Origin of the sequence: Novosphingobium sp. (genome assembly GCF_041905565.1) — a bacterium.
Classification (GTDB): Bacteria; Pseudomonadota; Alphaproteobacteria; order Sphingomonadales; family Sphingomonadaceae; genus Novosphingobium.
This window is the reverse complement of sequence record NZ_JAYRKX010000026.1, coordinates 1-15,521: the sequence shown is the minus strand read 5'-3', so window position 1 is coordinate 15,521 and position 15,521 is coordinate 1. Positions and strand designations below refer to the sequence as shown.

Below are 15,521 nucleotides of genomic sequence, written 5' to 3'. Positions count from 1 at the left end.
CCCCTCCCCGAACTTGTCCGCATGGTTCTCCCGTGGTTTATACAGGCATCTATCCACAGGGATCCCCCATGCCCCGGCTCAACCTCCACCTGCTGTCCGATTCCACCGGCGAAACGCTGGAAGCCATCGCCAAGGCGGCGCTGGCGCAGTTCGAAGGGGCCGACGTGATCCGCCATTTCTGGCCGATGGTCCGTTCGCAGCAGCACCTTGACCGGATCATGGGCGATGTCGCGGCCAAGCCCGGCCTGGTGTTCTATACCATGGCCAGCGCCGAACTGCGCGAAAAGCTGGTCGAGCGCTGCACCGGTTTGGGCCTGCCGGTGGTCGCCGTGCTCGACCGCGCGGTCGAAGCGCTGGAATCGGCGCTGGGCCAGCACCCCCGCGCCCGCCCCGGCCGCCAGCACGTGATGAACGAGGCCTATTTCGCGCGCGTGGATGCGATCCACTATACCATCGCGCATGATGACGGCGTCGCCTGGGAGGATTGGGAGGAAGCCGACATCGTCCTGGCAGGCGTGTCGCGCACCTCGAAGACGCCAACCAGCATTTATCTGGCCAATCGCGGCTACAAGGTCGCCAATATCCCGATCGTGGTGGAAAGCCCCCCGCCCCCGGCGCTGTTCGGGCTGCGCCACCCGCTGGTGGTGGGGCTGACCACCGCGCCCGACCGGTTGATCCAGGTGCGGCGCAACCGGCTGCTGTCGCTCAACCAGGCGCCCGAGACCGCCTATGTCGATCAGGAGCGCGTCGGGCGCGAGCTGGCCTATGCCCGGCGGATGTACGCTGACAATGACTGGCCGGTGATCGACGTCACCCGCCGCTCGATCGAGGAAACCGCCGCGGCGGTGATCAACCTTTACAACCAGTCGCGCGGCCAGTCGCGCGGCGACCAGGACGAAGGGACGCTGTGATGCTGGTGCTTGCCTCGCAAAGCCAGTCGCGCCGCGCCATGCTGGACGCCGCCGGGGTGGCGTTCGAATGTGCCCCGGCGCATGTCGATGAACGCGGGATCGAGGCTGGGCTGACCGGCGCCGCGCCGGCCGAGGTTGCCCTGGCCCTGGCCGAGGCGAAGGCCCTGGCCGTGTCGCAGCAGCGCCCCGGCGCGCTGGTGCTGGGCAGTGACAGCCTGGTCCAGGTCGGCAGCCGCCGGTTCGACAAGCCCGCCAGCCGGGATGATGCCGCCGCCCACCTGCGGTTCTTTTCCGGCCAGGCAATGGAACTGCACAGCGCCGCCGCGCTGGCCCGCGATGGCGAAGTGGTGTGGCGCCACGGCGAAGCGGCGCGGCTGCAGGTGCGCCCCCTTTCCCCCGAGTTCATTGACGGCTACCTCGCCCGCGAATGGCCGGCGGTGGCGGGCTGTGTCGGGGTGTTCAGGATCGAGGCGCTGGGGGTGCAATTGTTCGAGAAGATCGAGGGAAGCCACTTTACCGTGTTGGGCATGCCCTTGCTGGCGGTGCTGGGCGCGCTGCGCGAATTCGGGGAAATGGCGGCATGACCGGACGGACCGACCGCCCCTTCCCCTTGCTTGCCGGGCTGATCGGCTGGCCGGTGGCGCAATCGAAATCGCAGAAGATCCACGAATTCTGGCTCAAGCGGCTGGGGATCGACGGGCACTATGTCCGCCTGCCGGTGCGCCCGGGCGAAGTGGCGCGCGCCTTTCGCGGGATGGTCGCGCTGGGCTTTACCGGGGTCCAGGCCACCATGCCGCACAAGCGCGCCTGCTATGACCTGGTCGATCACCACACCCCGGCGGCGCGGGCGCTGGGCGCGGTCAACACCGTGATCGTCGAGGATGACGGTACCCTGACCGGCGAGAATACCGACCTGCCCGGCTTCGTCGAACCGCTGGCCGGGCTGAATCTGGCGGGCGAACGGGTCACCGTGCTGGGCGCGGGCGGCGCGGCGGCGGCGGTGATCGCCGGGCTGGTCAGCCTGGGCGCGCGCGACATCGCCGTGGTCAACCGCACGGCCGAAGGCACCGCCCGGTTGCTGGGTGACCTGGCCGATACGCTGGCACCGTGCCGGGTCGAAGCGCTCGGCTGGGACCAGGCGCAAGCCGCCGCCGATGCCAGCGCGCTTGTCGCGAATGCCAGTTCGCTCGGCATGGAAGGCTTTCCGCCGCTGCCCTTGCGGGTCGACAGCCTGCGCGGCGATGCCATCGTCTATGACATCATCACCCACCCGCACGATACGCCGCTGCTGCGCGCCGCTGCCGCGCGGGGCCTGCGCACCCACGACGGGCTGGAAATGCTGGTCGGCCAGGCGCGCGAGGCGTTCCGCCGGTTCTATGGCGCCCAGCCGCCCAAGGATGGCGATGCCGAACTGCGCGGGCTGCTGATGCAATGAGCGCGGGCAAACCCTTCATCCTTGGCCTGACCGGCTCGATCGGCATGGGCAAGAGCGCGGTTGCCGCGATGCTGCGCGGGCTGGGCGTGCCGGTGTTCGATGCCGATGCCGCGGTCCACGAATTGCAGGGCCCGGACGGGGCCTGCATCGAACCGATCGAGCGCGCCTTTCCCGGCACCACCGGGCCGCAGGGGGTGGACCGGCAGAAGCTGGGCGCGGCCGTGTTCGGCAATGCCGAAGCGCTGCGCCTGCTCGAATCGATCGTCCATCCCGAAGTGGCCGAAATGCGCCGCACTTTCCTGGCCGACAATGCCGCTGCGCCGCTGATCGTGTTCGACATTCCGCTGCTCTATGAAAAGACCGGGCAGCACGGGCTGGATGCGGTGGCGGTCGTCTCGGCCCCGGCCGAAATGCAACGCGAACGCGTGCTCGCCCGGCCGGGCATGACCCCGGAAAAGTTCGAGCAGATCCTGAAGCTGCAGGTCCCCGATGCGGAAAAGCGCGCCCGCGCCGATTACGTGATCGACACCGGCGTTTCGCTCGCCGAAACGCGCCATGCGGTGCAGCGCCTGATCCATGCGATTACCGGAACCCTGCCCGGAAATTAAGGGCCGGCCCCCCTTGCCAGCCGCCCCGGACAGGCCCATGTTTGCCCTGTAATGCGTGAGATCATCTTCGATACGGAAACCACCGGCCTCGATCCGCGCAGTGGTGACCGGCTGGTCGAAATCGGCTGCGTCGAAATGGTCAACCGGGTGCCCACCGGGCAGACCTATCACTGCTATTTCAACCCCGATCGCGATATGCCCGCCGCCGCCGAAGCGGTCCACGGCCTGTCCGCCGCCTTCCTGGCCGACAAGCCGCGCTTCCATGAAAAGGCCGCCGAATTCCTTGAATTCATCGGCGATTCCAACCTGGTGGCGCACAATGCCGGGTTCGATTTCGGCTTCATCAACATGGAACTGGAAGCCTGCGGGCTGGACCCGGTCAGCAAGACGCGGATGATCGATACCGTGGCGCTGGCCAAGGTGCGCCATCCCGGGGCCAAGCTGTCGCTCGACGCGCTGTGCACCCGCTATGGCATCGATCGCAGCCACCGCACCAAGCACGGCGCGCTGCTCGACGCCGAACTGCTTGCCCAGGTCTATGTCGAGCTGACCGGCGGGCGCCAGATCGGCCTGTCGCTGGCCGCCGACACCAACCAGGTTCTCGCCGCTCCGGTCGAACGCCCGGTGCGCGAGCGCACTTTCCGTCCCGCCCGGCCGCATGGCCCGAGCGAGGCGGAACTGGCGGCACATGCCGCCTTTCTCGAGACGGTGAAATCGCCCCTGTGGAACGAATGAGCCGGCTCGCACGATAACGACAGGAGAAGGTATCGCATGGATATTCGCGTTTCCGGCCACCAGATCGAAACCGGTGAAGCGCTGCAGGCGCACGCCCGTGACCGTCTTGCCGCGATCGCCGACAAGTACTTCACCGGCGCCATTTCCAGCCAGGTGACGTTCAATCGCGCTCCGGCGGGTGCCTTTCGCTGCGATATCGTGACCCACGTGATGCAGGGCCTGATCCTGAAAGGCGCGGGGATCGCCCATGATGCGCACGTCGCGCTCGACCAGGCGGCGGAAAAGATCGACAAGCAGCTGCGCCGCTACAAGCGCCGGATCAAGGATCGCCACGAACAGGTCGCCCATGCCCTGAAGGCCGAGGAAGCCGCCTATACCGTGTTCGTCGAACCCGACGAGGAAGCCGAGGAAGTCACTGTCGATGCCCCGGTGGTGATCGCCGAAACCCGGGTCGACGTGCCCGAGGCGACCGTTTCGGACGCGGTGATGATGCTGGATCTGCGCAACACCAACGCGCTGCTGTTCAAAAACGCTGGCACCGGCAAGCACAATATGGTCTACCGCCGCGGAGACGGTTCCATCGGCTGGGTTGAACCTTCCTAGCGCCAGAGGTAAAGGCGCGCACAAATTCCGGGTGAGGGCGGGGGCTTTCCGCTGCGATGGTTTTCGTGGCCCCGGGCCCCTGTCCTGCCCCGCCTAGCAATTTTCGGAACATCGTGCCCGCCTATGACCGCACTATTCAACCTGTTGCCTGAAGCCGTCGGCACGATTGATGCCGACAGCAAGCAAGCCATCCTCGAACAGCTCGCGAATCGTTTTGCCCAGGTCTACGGGCTCGATCCCGTGCTGGTGCTCGAACGGATCGAGGAGCGCGAAAAGCTTGGCTCGACCGGGTTCGGTCGCGGCGTGGCGATTCCCCATGCCCGCATTCCCGAGCTGGCCCGCCCGGTTGCGGCCTTCTTCCGGCTGGCTTCGCCGGTCTCGTTCGATGCCGCCGATGGCATGCCGGTGGACATGGTGTTCGGCCTGCTTTCGCCCGAAGGCGCGGGCGCCGCGCACCTCCACGCGCTGGCTGCGATCAGCCGGATGATGCGGGACGAGCAGATGCACGCCGCGCTGGGCGAAGCCCCGGGGGCCGAAGCGATCTACGCGCTGCTCGCCAATGTCATCGACCGCGACGCTGCCTGATCCGGCCCCGGTGGGGGCGCAGCTGCACTGGCGGGCGCTTGAGGCGCTCTACGCTTCGGCACCGATCAATGCCCTGTTCGATTCCGTGCTGGAAGTGCCGGGCGAAGGCCGGGCGCGGATCACCTTCACGATCGATCCCCGGTTCTACCATGCCGCCGGGGCGGCCCACGGCACGATCTATTTCAAGATGCTGGACGATGCGGCCTTCTATGCCGCCAACACCCTGGTGTCCGACCGTTTCCTGCTGACCACTTCGTTCAACCTGCACTTCTCCCGCCCGGTCAAGTCCGGCCGGGTGACGGCGGAAGGCCGCTGGATTTCGGGCCATCGCCGCGTGCTGGTGGCCGAATCGCGCCTGATCGACGCCGACGGCGAGGAGATCGGCCGCGGCACCGGGACTTTCCAGCGCAGCCGTATCGCGCTGTCCTCGCTGCCGGGTTATTCCCCGGCCCAGCTTGGCTGACCGCTTGGAACCGCGCCTACCCGCCCACCTTGAAGTCGGCGCGTTGATCCGCCGGGTGGCGGCCGAAGGGGGCTTTGCCAGCGTGCTCCACAAGGGTGAGGCAGATGCCGGAACCGTCATGCTGGTGCTGACCGAAAGAGGCCTAAACGCAAGGGTTTACGAGCGGATGCCCGATGCCCAGGGACACCGCGTCTGGACCTGTTCCCGGACCGAAAATCCGGACGACAAGCGGGAATTGTCCGACTGGCTGGACCGCCGCGCGGCCAGTGATCCGGACTTGTGGATAGTGGAACTGGACATCGCGGATGGTGAACGGTTCATCGGATTGACAGGTTCGGCGGGTTGACTCTGCTGCGCTGCGGCATGAAGGGGCCCCACTTTCGTTGCGCAGGCAGCTTTCGGGGCATTCAGGTTTCCGGAGCCGGCACGCAGACGGGGGGCAGCCGGCAGGATTTCCGGCTTGGGGCATAGGCGGCCAACCGGCCGGTAAACTCCAACCGATCCTGCGCCGGGCGCGTCCACCGCACAGTTTGAATTCTAAATGAGTAAGCAGCTTAACCGGGCTTCGGCGATCGCCGTTGCCGCAACCATGATTACGGTACTGATTGGCGCCAGCGGTTCCGGCGCCGCCGCGGAGAGCATGACTCCCGTGGAAATCAAGCAGGAACCCTCCCTCATCACCATTCCGATGCCTGTGGCAGAGGCGCAGCCCGGCGAAGACGCCGCGAAGGCTGGCCCGCATGACCAGGCCGATGCCGATACCCTGCCTGCCGCCACCCTGGCCGCGCTGGTATCCGCCCAGCCCCAGCTGGCCGAGCTCCCGCGTGAGCTGAACTGCCTGGCTGGTGCAATCTATTTCGAAGCGAAGAGCGAACCGCTCGCCGGACAGCTGGCTGTCGGCCGCGTGATCGTGGCGCGTTCGAAGTCGGGGCGCTTCCCCGATTCGTACTGCGGCGTGGTGTTCCAGCCCGCGCAGTTCTCGTTCGTGCGCGGCGGCAGCTTCCCGGTGATCCAGAAGAAGTCGCCGCAGTGGAAGAACGCCGTGGCCCTGGCCCAGATCGCCCATGAAGGCACCTGGCGCAGCCCGGTCGAAGGCGCGCTCTATTTCCACGCCACGCACGTTTCCCCGGGCTGGCGCATGAAGCGCCTGGGCCGGGTCGAAAACCACGTGTTCTATCGGTAAAATGGGATCAAGGGCCGGATTTTCCGGCCCTTTCCTTATCCCGGGGCCTTATCTGGCAGCCTGTTTCAGCTGCACCCAGATCGGGGCGTGATCGCTGGCCTTTTCACGGCCGCGGTGGTCCTTGTCGACGCCGCAGGCTTCCAGCCGGTCGGCCAGTTCCGGGCTGAGCAGCGCATGGTCGATGCGAAAGCCGTGGTCGCGCTGCCAGGCGCCGGCCTGATAATCCCAATAGGTCCACACCCCGCCCGTCGGGTTGTGCGTGGCAATCGCGTCGGTCCAGCCCTGGTGCAGCAGCCGCATGTAGGCATCGCGCGATTCGGGCTGCATCAGCGCGTCGTCGGCCATGGCGCCGGGCGACCAGATGTCGCGGTCATGCGGGATGACGTTGAAATCGCCGGTGACGATTGCGGGCACTTCCTCGGCCAGGATCGCGGCCATGCGGGCGTGCAGCCGTTCCATCCAGGCCAGCTTGTAATCGAACTTCGGCCCGGGCCGGGGATTGCCGTTGGGCAGGTAAATGTTGACCACCCGCAGCCCGAACACGTCCACTTCCAGATAGCGCGACTGTTCGTCGTCCGGATCGCCGGGCAGGCCGCGCTGCACTTCGAGTGGCGTGGCGCCATCGGCCAGGATGGCGACGCCGTTGAAGCCTTTCTGGCCGTGCCAGACGGCGTGATAGCCCAGCTTCTCGAACTCGGCGGCGGGGAAGCCTTCGTCCTGGGTCTTGATTTCCTGGAGGCAGGCCACGGCCGGCCGCGTTTCCTCAAGCCATTCGAGCAGGCGCGGCAGGCGCGCCTTGATCCCGTTGATGTTGAACGAGGCAACCCGCATCAGATGGCGAAGCTGGAACCGCAGCCGCAGCCCGAGGCCGCCTGGGGATTTTCCACCTTGAACGCCGCGCCGCCCAGCGATTCGACGTAATCGACCACGCTGCCGGCCACCAGATCAAGGCTGACCGGATCGACCACCAGCGTCACCCCATCGGTCTCGACGGCCAGATCATCGGCCTCGGCCGCGTCGGCCAGGCCGAACTTGTACTGGAAACCGGAACAACCGCCGCCTTCGACCGACAGGCGCAGCATGGCGGGCTTGCCCTGCTTCGCGGCAATCGCGGCGACTCGCGCGGCAGCGGCGGGGCTGAGAGTCATGGTTTGAGCGTCCATGCGCCGTGATGTAGGCGCTGGGCGCGCCAACGGCAAGGAAGTCAGGCGCTCTGGATATAGCTGCGCATCGCTTCGGCTTCGCTTTCGATCCGGTCGATGCGGTATTTGACCAGGTCGCCGATCGAGGCGAAACCGCGCACCGCGCCCCCTTGCACCACCGGCAGGTGGCGAATGCGGCGGCGGGTCATCAGGGCCAGCGCGTCCATCACTTCGGTGCCGGGATCGACCGTGATCGCCGGGGCGGTCATCACTTCGCCCACCGTCTTGTCGAGCATGGCGGGGCCGTGCGCCGCCAGCTGGTAGACCACATCGCGTTCGGAGAAGATGCCGGCAATCTCGCTGCCCCGGAACACCGGCAGGGCGCCGATCCGCCGCTCGGCCAGCAAGGCCACGGCTTCCCGCACGCTCATCCCGGCGTCGCAGCTGACAAGTTCCTGGGAACGTCCTTCGATCAGGCGCGCAATCGTCATCACCGCTCTCCCGTATCTTTATGGGAGGGGAGGATGTCACGATTCGCCCAGCTTGGCGAGTCCGCGCTGCGCTCAGCCCGATTCGGGCCGCAGGCGGTATTCCTCTACCGGCACGCCGCCGACCAGGTGTTCCTGGATGATCCGTTCCAGCACGGGTTCGGTGCAGGAATGATACCAGACCCCTTCCGGGTAAACGACCGCAACCGGCCCGGCGGCGCAGATCTTGAGGCAATCGGCCTTGGTCCGGGCGATCCCGCCGTCGCGGTCCAGCTTCAGTTCCTTGAGCCGCTTCTTGAGGAACTTCCACGCCGGCGCACCGATCGCGGCCGAGCAGCATTCGCCCTTCTGCGGTTCGGCGCAGAGGAAGATGTGGCGGCGGATGCCGTCACCCCCGCAGGTTTCCAGCGCCGCGCAGGCGCGGGCCAGCGTTGCCGGATCGGCGGTCATGGCCGCAGGACCCATTGTTCCAGCGCGCCGCGGAAAAGGTCCGGCAGCGGGGCGGGACGATCGTCGCGGATGCAGACCAGGGTCGAGCGGGCAAAGGCGATCAGCTTGCCTTCCTGGACCAGCACCTGGACCACGGTCCAGCTGCTGCGGCCCAGCGCTTCGACCGCGCAGTGCACGGTGATCGGCAGGGGAAAGTGCCCTTCGGCCAGATAAGCGATTTCCGTGCTGGCAACCATCGCGCGGTGGCCGTCCATCCCGCGCTTGAACCCGCTGCCCTGGTTGAAGCGCACGCGCCCGTCCTCGAACATCGCCGCCAGCGCGACGTTGTTGAGGTGGTTGTTGGGATCCATGTCCGCAAAGCGGGTCGAGATCTCGTGACGGAAAGGGTAGCGCGCGGGATCGAGCAGCGCGGGATCGGGTCTGGCCATGGCGGGTTACTTAGCCTGCTTCAGCCAGCGGTCCAGCCAGCCCAGCACGGTCTGGTGCCATTGCTTGGAATTCTTCGGCTTGAGCACCCAGTGATTCTCGTCCGGGAAGACCAGCAGCTCGCTCGGCACGCCCTTGCGCTGCAAGGCGGTGAAGGCGGCCAGGCCCTGGGTATAGGGAATGCGGAAGTCCTTTTCGCCGGTGATCACCAGCATCGGGGTCTGCCACTTGTCGACGTGGTTCACCGGGTTCCACTTTTCATATTCGGGCGGCGCCTCGTGATAGGGCTTGCCGCCGTGTTCCCACTCGTCGAACCACAGCTCCTCGGTTTCATAGGCCATGGCGCGGGCATCGAACACGCCGTCGTGCTGGACCAGGCACTTGAACCGGTCGGGCCATTTCCCCGCGATCCAGTTCATCATGTAGCCGCCATAGGAGGCGCCGAGCGCGCAGGCGTTGGCGCCGTCCAGTTGGGTGTCGCGGGCCAGTGCGGCGGTCAGGCCCTTTTGCAGGTCTTCCAGCGGCTTGCCGCCCCAGTCGCGGTTGATCGCATCGGTGAAGGCCTGGCCGTAACCCGTGCTGCCGTGGAAATCGACCGAGACCACGGCATAGCCCTGGCTGGCGAAGATCTTCGGATTCCAGCGGAATGACCAGGCATCGTTGAAGCTGCCCTGCGGCCCGCCGTGAACGAACAGCAGCACCGGCAGCTTGCCGCTTGCACCCGCGGGCTTGTGGATCTGGCCCCACACGGTGTCGCCCTGTGCCCCGGCAAAGCTGAACCGGCTGGTGGTGACCGGGGCGATTGCCGCCAGCTGCGCGGTGTTGGCCTGGCTGAGCTGCTGGCCGCTCTTGCCCTTTGCGGCGATGAACACTTCGGCCGGGCCGGCCACCCCGTCGCGGGTGTAGAGCACGCGGCCGTCTTTCAGCACGCTGACATTGGCCACGTGGCCTTCGCTCTGACCCTTGGCGGCGAGCACCTGCCGCGCAACCTTGCCACTGGCCACGTCGATGCGGAACAGCGGGGTATCCAGCACGTCCTCCGCCGTGGCGAGCAGCGCCTTCGAATCCGGCGTCCAGGCGAGCGAGGCGACCGAGCGGTCCCAGGCTGCGGTTAGGGCGCGGCGTTCATGCGTCTTGAGGTTGAGCAGCTGGACGACCTGGCGGTCTGCCTCATAGCCCGGGCGGGCCATGGCGACCCAGGCGAGCCACTGCCCGTCGGGTGAAGGGGTGGGCAGGGTATCGGCGCCCTTGTTGGCCAGCGTCGGGCTGTGCGGCGCCTTGCCGTCCAGCAGCGAATGCCAGACGTTGGTATCGGTGGAGAGCGGCTCGTTCCGATCGGCCTGGCGGGCGACGAAGAACACGCTTTGCGAATCGGCCGCCCAGGCCAGTTCCTCGGCCCCGCCGAACGGCTTGGTCGGGATGTCGCCGGTCAGAGTGCCGACCGGGCCGTCGAGCGCCACGGCATCGCCAGCCACCTTGCCCGCGCCGTCCAGCGCCAGGGCAAAGCCGCGGCTGTAATTGCCCGGCGTTTCCCAGGCGTCCCAGTGGCGGACAAAGCCCGCGCCGTCCTTGTAATGGCGGCCGCTGCCGGGGCCGGGCTGGCTGGCATCGCCGCTGGCGTCGCAGCCCAGGGTCGGGCAATCGCGCGCGACATCGCCCCAGACCAGCACCCGCTTGCCATCGGGCGACAGCTGGAAGCCCGCTACATCGGCCTTGAAGGCGCTGGCCTGCACCGGCGCGGCGCCGGGCACGGTCAGGTCGAGCAGCCACAGCTGGTCCGAACCCGACTTGCCCGAGATGAAGTAGAGCCGCTTGCCATCGGGGCTGAACGCTGGGCTGGTTTCGCCCGCATCGGGCAGGTCGGCAATCCGCTCGGCCATGCCGCCCTTGGCGGCCACGCGCCACAGGCCGGGACTGCGCTTGTAGCTCGCGGGATCGGTATCGGTCTGCTGCCAGACCACCCATTTGCCATCGGGCGAGGCGACCGGGGCGGCAACGCGCTTCAGCGTCAGCAGGTCCTCGATCGACATGATACGGGTGGATTGGGCCAGTGCCGGGCTGGCAACCAGAGTGAAGGCGAGCGCGCCAAGCGCGACGGACAGGTGCTTCATGCTGCAAGGACTAGCGCCAAGCGGCGGGGGTGGAAAGGCTTCAGCCCTTCTTGCCGACGATCCGCGCGATTTCGGCTGCGACCATGCGTTCGACCAGTGGCGGCAGGTTCTTGTCCAGCCATTCGGCCAGCGCGGGGCGCAGCAGGTCGCGCGCCAGCCCTTCGAGCGAGGTTTCGCCCGAACGGACGATCTGCGGGCGGGCGGAAGGTTCGGCCAGCATGGCCAGCGCGGCGAGTGATTCGCGCATCGAGCTGGCGGCGTCCTGGGTCAGCAGCGGGCTTTCCGCTTCGGCCTCGGCTGCGGCTTCATCGATCAGCACGGCTTCGGCGCCCAGTTCCAGCACCTCGTCGTCAGTCTGGACGGCGGCGGGCGCGGCGACGCCGCGCTTTTCGCGCTCCCGGCGAACTTCGGCGGCATCGCTGCGATTGTCGCGCGCGATCACCTGCTTGATCGATTCAAGGATTTCCTCGACCGACGGTTCACCCACCTGGCGCATCGCCCACATACCCCCAAGCAGTCCCGATCCGGGACAGAATCACTTGCCCGGTACTGAACCGTCCTGCGGCTTGGTGTCAACGGTGCGGGTGGACTGCGGCTTGGGGGCGGGATCGTTGGCCCAGTCGAACACATTGCCGGCCACGCGGTCATAATTGACCACCGGATCGTACAGCGCGCCGCCGTCCAGCCCCAGATCGCGCGCTTCGGCCTTGCCCATCGCCGCCAGCAGGTTGAAGCCCGCGACATAGGCGTTGCGCCGCGCCGTTTCGAGCTGGACCTGCGCGCCCAGCAGTTCCTGTTCGGCGTTCAGGATGTCGAGAATCGTGCGGTTGCCCACGGTGTTTTCCGCGCGCACGCCTTCAAGGCTGAGGGTGGCGGCATCGACCGCGGCCTGGGTGGTGGTGATGATCTCGCTGGTCGCGCGCCAGCTCGCATAGGCGGCGCGGACCCCGGCGATGACCTGGCGTTCGATCCCGATTTCCTGTTCCAGCACCGCGCTTTCGCGCGCTTCGGCCTGGCGCTTCTGCGCGGCGGGCAGGCCGCCCTGGAACAGCGGGATCGTGGCGCGCACCCCGGCCGTGGCCGAGGTGAAGCCCTGCTTGGTCACATTCGATGCCGGGCCGCCATTGGTGCCCATGTAATCGGTGTAGCTGCCGCTGGTGAACACGCTGACCTTGGGCAGGCGGCCCGCAGCGGCGGCATTGCTGTCAAACCCGGCAGCCTTGCTGCGCTGGCGCGCGGCCAAAAGGTCGGGATTGTTATCGAGCGCGGTCTGCATCGCTTCCTCGGCCGAACCGGGCAGGCCGGGCAGGGCGGGGGGCGTTTCAAGGTCGACCGGCTCCTTGCCGACCACCTGGATATAGCGTTCGCGCGCGCCGATCAGATTGGCTTCGGCGCTGCGGGTCTGGCCCTGGGCCAGCGACAGGCGCGCCTGCGACTGGGCCACGTCAGTGCGGGTCAGGTCGCCGATTTCGAACCGGTCGCGGGTGGCCTGCAGGTTGACCTTGAGAACGTCGACCTGGTTGCGGTTGAGTGCCACGACCCGCTGGGCCAGCAGCACATCCATGTAGGCGGCGACCGTCTGGCTGAACACGCCGCTTTCGGCGGCGCGCAGGTCGGCGCGGCCGGCTTCGACCCGGGTCTTGGCGGCACGGATCGAATTCTTGATTCCCCCTCCGGCATAGAGCGGCAGGCCCAGCGTGGCGCTGGCATCGAGCGACCGGTCGGGCGATGCCACGTTCGGCGTCGCCAGCTTGGCGAATTCGGTGAAAGTCGCCGTGCCGCTGAGCGAGGGCAGGGCCGCCGCCTTGGCGATCGGCACCCCGGTGTCCACGGCGCGCTGCTGGGCGCGGGCGGCTTCCAGCGTGGGGTTGGTGTTGTAGGCCAGGGTCAGTGCCCCGCGCAGGTCATCGGCCAGGGCCGGAGCGGCGGCCAGGGCGATCCCCGCCAGCAGGACAATGCGACCCGTGCGCTGCATGCTCAGAAGCTCCAACCCTTGGGCGCGGCGAATTCGGGCAGCACCGGGATGCCGATGTCGGTCAGCGGCAGCAGCGCCACTTCGCCGCCGATCTTGCGGCCCGAAGCGAGCCGGGTGACGCCGCGATCGACCAACCCGGTGACGATCCGGCCGCCTTCGGCCAGTTCCGCCGCCAGCCCGGCGGGCAGTTGTTCGATCGCGCCGTCGATCACGATCAGGCTGTGCTGGCCCATGCCCTTGGTCTGGGCGGCCGCGGCGGCGGCGCTGACCACGTCGAGCGTGCCGACCTGCGGGCGCAGCAGCGCTTCAAGATAGGTGCTGCCGCAGCTGACCAGCAGCGCCTTGTCGGCAGCCTTGGGGTCCGCTTCGCTCAGCAGCTGGCCGTGGACCAGCGGGGCGGGCAGGGCGTGGCCATCGTCCAGCGGGATCGCCCGGTCGATATAGGCATGGGCGCGGGCGGCGGCGGGGACATGGTCTTCGCGCGGCACGCGGTCCATCGCGGCCAGCACCCATTCGGCATTCACGCCGCTGACGCGCAGCTGGCTGTCGATCATGGCGCGGCGCGCGGCGGAAAAGTCGATCTTGGCTTCGGCGGCAACAGTCATCGTTCAAACCCTTAGGCCATGCTGTATTGCACAGATAACACAGCAGCGCAATCGCCTGCCTTCTAAGCGAAGCGGCTGGCAAGGCCAAGCGCTTTGACGGGGGAAATTGGCGGGCCTATGGGGGCGTCGAATCCCGACGTGCCCCAAGGAGCTTGTGATGGCCGAAATGGTGACGATCCGCGAACAGGACCTGATCGACAGTGTGGCCGATGCGCTGCAATTCATCAGCTACTACCACCCCATGGACTATATCCGCGCCCTGGGCGAAGCCTACCAGGCGGAACAGGGCCCTGCCGCGAAGGACGCGATTGCCCAGATCCTGACCAACAGCCGGATGTGCGCCGAAGGGCACCGCCCGATCTGCCAGGACACCGGCATCGTCAACGTGTTTGTCGAATGGGGCCAGGATTGCCGGCTCGAATCAGGCAGGTCGCTGCAGGAAGTGGTCGATGAAGGGGTGCGCCGCGCCTACAACCACCCGGAAAACAAGCTGCGCGCCTCGGTGCTGGCGGACCCCGCCTTCACTCGCCGCAACACCCGCGACAACACGCCGAGCGTGCTGCACGTCACCATGGTGCCGGGCAGCAAGGTTTCGGTCGACGTCGCGGCCAAGGGCGGCGGGAGCGAGAACAAGTCCAAGTTCAAGATGATGAACCCCAGCGACAACATCGTCGACTGGGTGATCGAGATGCTGCCGCAGATGGGCGCCGGCTGGTGCCCGCCGGGGATGCTGGGGATCGGCATCGGCGGCACGGCGGAACATTGCATGCTGCTGGCCAAGCAGGCGCTGATGGAGCCGATCGACATGGCCCAGCTGAAGCAGCGCGGGCCGCAGACCGATATCGAGGCGATGCGGATCGAGATCTTCGACAAGGTCAACGCGCTGGGCATCGGTGCGCAGGGCCTCGGCGGCCTGTCGACCATCCTTGACGTCAAGATCATGGACGCGCCGTGCCACGCCGCGTCGAAGCCGGTGGCGATGATCCCCAACTGCGCCGCCACCCGCCACGCGCACTTCACGCTCGACGGCTCGGGGCCGAGCTTCCTTGAAACGCCGAAGCTGGATGAATGGCCTGAAGTGCACTGGACCCCCGACAAGGCGGCCAAGCGCGTCAACCTCGACACCCTGACGGCCGAGGAAGTGCGCGGCTGGAAGCAGGGCGACCGGCTGCTGCTCAACGGCAAGATGCTGACCGGCCGCGATGCCGCGCACAAGCGGATCAAGGACATGATGGCCAAGGGCGAGGCCCTGCCGGTCGAATTCAAGGGCCGCGCGATCTACTATGTCGGCCCGGTCGATCCGGTGATGGGCGAAGTGGTCGGCCCGGCTGGCCCGACCACCGCGACCCGCATGGACAGCTTCACCGACATGATGTGCGAGCTCGGCCTGCTCACCATGATCGGCAAGGCCGAACGCGGCCAGGGCGCGACCGAAGTGATCGCCAAGCACAAGGTCGCCTACCTGATGGCGGTCGGCGGCGCGGCATACCTCGTCGCCCGCGCGATCCGCGAGGCGAAGGTCGTGGCCTTCGAGGACCTCGGCATGGAAGCGATCTACGAATTCACGGTCGAGGACATGCCGGTGACCGTGGCCGTCGATAGCGAAGGCAACAACGTCCACCAGCTCGCCCCGCTGGTTTGGAAGGACAAGATCGCCAAGGAACACCTGCTGGGGTGATGGAGTTTCTCTTCGGTTGAGTCCTTAGTTTGGTGCGCTGATCGCCTCCGCGATCAGCTTGGCCTTGCCGGCCCGCTCCCCCGGCCCAACCACCCGCTTAAGGGTACCCTATGGGTGGTTGGG

At 67.3% G+C, this 15,521-nt stretch carries 20 protein-coding genes; 11 read left to right on the top strand and 9 right to left on the bottom strand.

What is annotated here, in order from left to right:
- Nucleotides 1-68: 68 nt before the first annotated feature.
- From ACE3N9_RS15685 to ACE3N9_RS15640, 10 genes are all read left to right on the top strand, one after another.
- Complete coding sequence (locus tag ACE3N9_RS15685; RefSeq protein WP_374285250.1) at nucleotides 69-911, top strand: pyruvate, water dikinase regulatory protein; 843 nt, start codon at nucleotides 69-71, stop codon at nucleotides 909-911.
- Complete coding sequence (locus ACE3N9_RS15680) at nucleotides 911-1,495, top strand: Maf family protein (RefSeq protein WP_374285248.1); 585 nt, start codon at nucleotides 911-913, stop codon at nucleotides 1,493-1,495. Before ACE3N9_RS15685 ends, ACE3N9_RS15680 begins: the two co-directional genes overlap by 1 nt.
- The gene (locus tag ACE3N9_RS15675; RefSeq protein ID WP_374285246.1) at nucleotides 1,492-2,346 is read left to right on the top strand and encodes a shikimate dehydrogenase; all 855 of its coding nucleotides are present in this window, start codon (nucleotides 1,492-1,494) and stop codon (nucleotides 2,344-2,346) included. Before ACE3N9_RS15680 ends, ACE3N9_RS15675 begins: the two co-directional genes overlap by 4 nt.
- A complete protein-coding gene (gene coaE, locus ACE3N9_RS15670) occupies nucleotides 2,343-2,954 on the top strand; it encodes a dephospho-CoA kinase (protein WP_374285244.1) in 612 nt (203 codons plus the stop codon). The genes ACE3N9_RS15675 and coaE overlap by 4 nt, the downstream gene beginning before the upstream one ends.
- Nucleotides 2,955-3,005: 51 nt before the next feature.
- Entirely contained in the window at nucleotides 3,006-3,689 is a 684-nt protein-coding gene (dnaQ, locus tag ACE3N9_RS15665) for a DNA polymerase III subunit epsilon (protein ID WP_374285243.1), read from the top strand.
- 36 nt (nucleotides 3,690-3,725) lie between these two features.
- On the top strand, nucleotides 3,726-4,292 hold the full coding sequence (gene hpf, locus ACE3N9_RS15660) for a ribosome hibernation-promoting factor, HPF/YfiA family (protein ID WP_374285241.1): 567 nt from the start codon (nucleotides 3,726-3,728) through the stop codon (nucleotides 4,290-4,292).
- A gap of 123 nt (nucleotides 4,293-4,415) precedes the next feature.
- Nucleotides 4,416-4,877: a PTS sugar transporter subunit IIA gene (locus tag ACE3N9_RS15655; RefSeq protein ID WP_374285239.1), complete on the top strand. Its 462-nt coding sequence runs from the start codon at nucleotides 4,416-4,418 to the stop codon at nucleotides 4,875-4,877.
- Complete coding sequence (locus ACE3N9_RS15650) at nucleotides 4,852-5,340, top strand: PaaI family thioesterase (RefSeq protein ID WP_374285237.1); 489 nt, start codon at nucleotides 4,852-4,854, stop codon at nucleotides 5,338-5,340. Before ACE3N9_RS15655 ends, ACE3N9_RS15650 begins: the two co-directional genes overlap by 26 nt.
- Nucleotides 5,333-5,686, top strand: a complete 354-nt coding sequence (locus ACE3N9_RS15645) for a DUF1491 family protein (RefSeq protein WP_374285235.1) — start codon at nucleotides 5,333-5,335, stop codon at nucleotides 5,684-5,686. The genes ACE3N9_RS15650 and ACE3N9_RS15645 overlap by 8 nt, the downstream gene beginning before the upstream one ends.
- A 195-nt stretch (nucleotides 5,687-5,881) precedes the next feature.
- The gene (locus tag ACE3N9_RS15640) at nucleotides 5,882-6,523 is read left to right on the top strand and encodes a cell wall hydrolase (protein ID WP_374285233.1); all 642 of its coding nucleotides are present in this window, start codon (nucleotides 5,882-5,884) and stop codon (nucleotides 6,521-6,523) included.
- A gap of 48 nt (nucleotides 6,524-6,571) precedes the next feature.
- On the opposite strand, the gene xth is transcribed toward ACE3N9_RS15640, so the two are convergent.
- The 9 genes from xth to ACE3N9_RS15595 all read right to left on the bottom strand — a co-directional run bounded on the left by xth (nucleotide 6,572) and on the right by ACE3N9_RS15595 (nucleotide 13,720).
- Nucleotides 6,572-7,354, bottom strand: a complete 783-nt coding sequence (xth, locus tag ACE3N9_RS15635) for an exodeoxyribonuclease III (protein ID WP_374285231.1) — start codon at nucleotides 7,352-7,354, stop codon at nucleotides 6,572-6,574.
- Nucleotides 7,354-7,686: an iron-sulfur cluster insertion protein ErpA gene (gene erpA / locus ACE3N9_RS15630; RefSeq protein ID WP_374285229.1), complete on the bottom strand. Its 333-nt coding sequence runs from the start codon at nucleotides 7,684-7,686 to the stop codon at nucleotides 7,354-7,356. Before erpA ends, xth begins: the two co-directional genes overlap by 1 nt.
- A gap of 41 nt (nucleotides 7,687-7,727) precedes the next feature.
- Nucleotides 7,728-8,156 carry a CBS domain-containing protein gene (locus tag ACE3N9_RS15625; RefSeq protein ID WP_374285227.1) on the bottom strand — a complete coding sequence of 143 codons (429 nt, stop codon included), beginning with the start codon at nucleotides 8,154-8,156 and terminating at the stop codon, nucleotides 7,728-7,730.
- Nucleotides 8,157-8,228: 72 nt separating this feature from the next.
- Nucleotides 8,229-8,603 carry a ferredoxin gene (locus tag ACE3N9_RS15620; RefSeq protein WP_374285226.1) on the bottom strand — a complete coding sequence of 125 codons (375 nt, stop codon included), beginning with the start codon at nucleotides 8,601-8,603 and terminating at the stop codon, nucleotides 8,229-8,231.
- Nucleotides 8,600-9,031, bottom strand: coding sequence for an acyl-CoA thioesterase (locus ACE3N9_RS15615; RefSeq protein WP_374285224.1), 432 nt, complete (start codon nucleotides 9,029-9,031; stop codon nucleotides 8,600-8,602). Before ACE3N9_RS15615 ends, ACE3N9_RS15620 begins: the two co-directional genes overlap by 4 nt.
- A 6-nt stretch (nucleotides 9,032-9,037) precedes the next feature.
- Nucleotides 9,038-11,140 (bottom strand): prolyl oligopeptidase family serine peptidase, encoded by a 2,103-nt coding sequence (locus ACE3N9_RS15610; protein WP_374285222.1) that lies wholly within the window; start codon nucleotides 11,138-11,140, stop codon nucleotides 9,038-9,040.
- Nucleotides 11,141-11,180: 40 nt separating this feature from the next.
- A complete protein-coding gene (locus ACE3N9_RS15605) occupies nucleotides 11,181-11,636 on the bottom strand; it encodes a DUF2497 domain-containing protein (protein WP_374285221.1) in 456 nt (151 codons plus the stop codon).
- Between the two features lie 39 nt (nucleotides 11,637-11,675).
- Nucleotides 11,676-13,115: a TolC family outer membrane protein gene (locus tag ACE3N9_RS15600; protein ID WP_374285219.1), complete on the bottom strand. Its 1,440-nt coding sequence runs from the start codon at nucleotides 13,113-13,115 to the stop codon at nucleotides 11,676-11,678.
- 2 nt (nucleotides 13,116-13,117) lie between these two features.
- A complete protein-coding gene (locus tag ACE3N9_RS15595) occupies nucleotides 13,118-13,720 on the bottom strand; it encodes a protein-L-isoaspartate O-methyltransferase (RefSeq protein WP_374285217.1) in 603 nt (200 codons plus the stop codon).
- A 157-nt stretch (nucleotides 13,721-13,877) separates the two neighbouring features.
- Between ACE3N9_RS15595 and ACE3N9_RS15590 the strand changes: the two genes are divergently transcribed.
- Nucleotides 13,878-15,398, top strand: coding sequence for a fumarate hydratase (locus ACE3N9_RS15590; protein ID WP_374285215.1), 1,521 nt, complete (start codon nucleotides 13,878-13,880; stop codon nucleotides 15,396-15,398).
- Nucleotides 15,399-15,521: the final 123 nt, after the last annotated feature.

Coding starts and splice junctions, on each gene's coding strand:
- ACE3N9_RS15595 (WP_374285217.1), bottom strand. CDS start 13,720: ATGACTGTTGCCGCCGAAGCCAAGATCGACTTTTCCGCCGCGCGCCGC.
- erpA (WP_374285229.1), bottom strand. CDS start 7,686: ATGGACGCTCAAACCATGACTCTCAGCCCCGCCGCTGCCGCGCGAGTC.
- ACE3N9_RS15650 (WP_374285237.1), top strand. CDS start 4,852: ATGTCATCGACCGCGACGCTGCCTGATCCGGCCCCGGTGGGGGCGCAG.
- xth (WP_374285231.1), bottom strand. CDS start 7,354: ATGCGGGTTGCCTCGTTCAACATCAACGGGATCAAGGCGCGCCTGCCG.
- ACE3N9_RS15680 (WP_374285248.1), top strand. CDS start 911: ATGCTGGTGCTTGCCTCGCAAAGCCAGTCGCGCCGCGCCATGCTGGAC.
- ACE3N9_RS15620 (WP_374285226.1), bottom strand. CDS start 8,603: ATGACCGCCGATCCGGCAACGCTGGCCCGCGCCTGCGCGGCGCTGGAA.
- ACE3N9_RS15600 (WP_374285219.1), bottom strand. CDS start 13,115: ATGCAGCGCACGGGTCGCATTGTCCTGCTGGCGGGGATCGCCCTGGCC.
- ACE3N9_RS15685 (WP_374285250.1), top strand. CDS start 69: ATGCCCCGGCTCAACCTCCACCTGCTGTCCGATTCCACCGGCGAAACG.
- dnaQ (WP_374285243.1), top strand. CDS start 3,006: ATGCGTGAGATCATCTTCGATACGGAAACCACCGGCCTCGATCCGCGC.
- coaE (WP_374285244.1), top strand. CDS start 2,343: ATGAGCGCGGGCAAACCCTTCATCCTTGGCCTGACCGGCTCGATCGGC.
- hpf (WP_374285241.1), top strand. CDS start 3,726: ATGGATATTCGCGTTTCCGGCCACCAGATCGAAACCGGTGAAGCGCTG.
- ACE3N9_RS15625 (WP_374285227.1), bottom strand. CDS start 8,156: ATGACGATTGCGCGCCTGATCGAAGGACGTTCCCAGGAACTTGTCAGC.
- ACE3N9_RS15610 (WP_374285222.1), bottom strand. CDS start 11,140: ATGAAGCACCTGTCCGTCGCGCTTGGCGCGCTCGCCTTCACTCTGGTT.
- ACE3N9_RS15605 (WP_374285221.1), bottom strand. CDS start 11,636: ATGCGCCAGGTGGGTGAACCGTCGGTCGAGGAAATCCTTGAATCGATC.
- ACE3N9_RS15590 (WP_374285215.1), top strand. CDS start 13,878: ATGGCCGAAATGGTGACGATCCGCGAACAGGACCTGATCGACAGTGTG.
- ACE3N9_RS15675 (WP_374285246.1), top strand. CDS start 1,492: ATGACCGGACGGACCGACCGCCCCTTCCCCTTGCTTGCCGGGCTGATC.
- ACE3N9_RS15655 (WP_374285239.1), top strand. CDS start 4,416: ATGACCGCACTATTCAACCTGTTGCCTGAAGCCGTCGGCACGATTGAT.
- ACE3N9_RS15615 (WP_374285224.1), bottom strand. CDS start 9,031: ATGGCCAGACCCGATCCCGCGCTGCTCGATCCCGCGCGCTACCCTTTC.
- ACE3N9_RS15640 (WP_374285233.1), top strand. CDS start 5,882: ATGAGTAAGCAGCTTAACCGGGCTTCGGCGATCGCCGTTGCCGCAACC.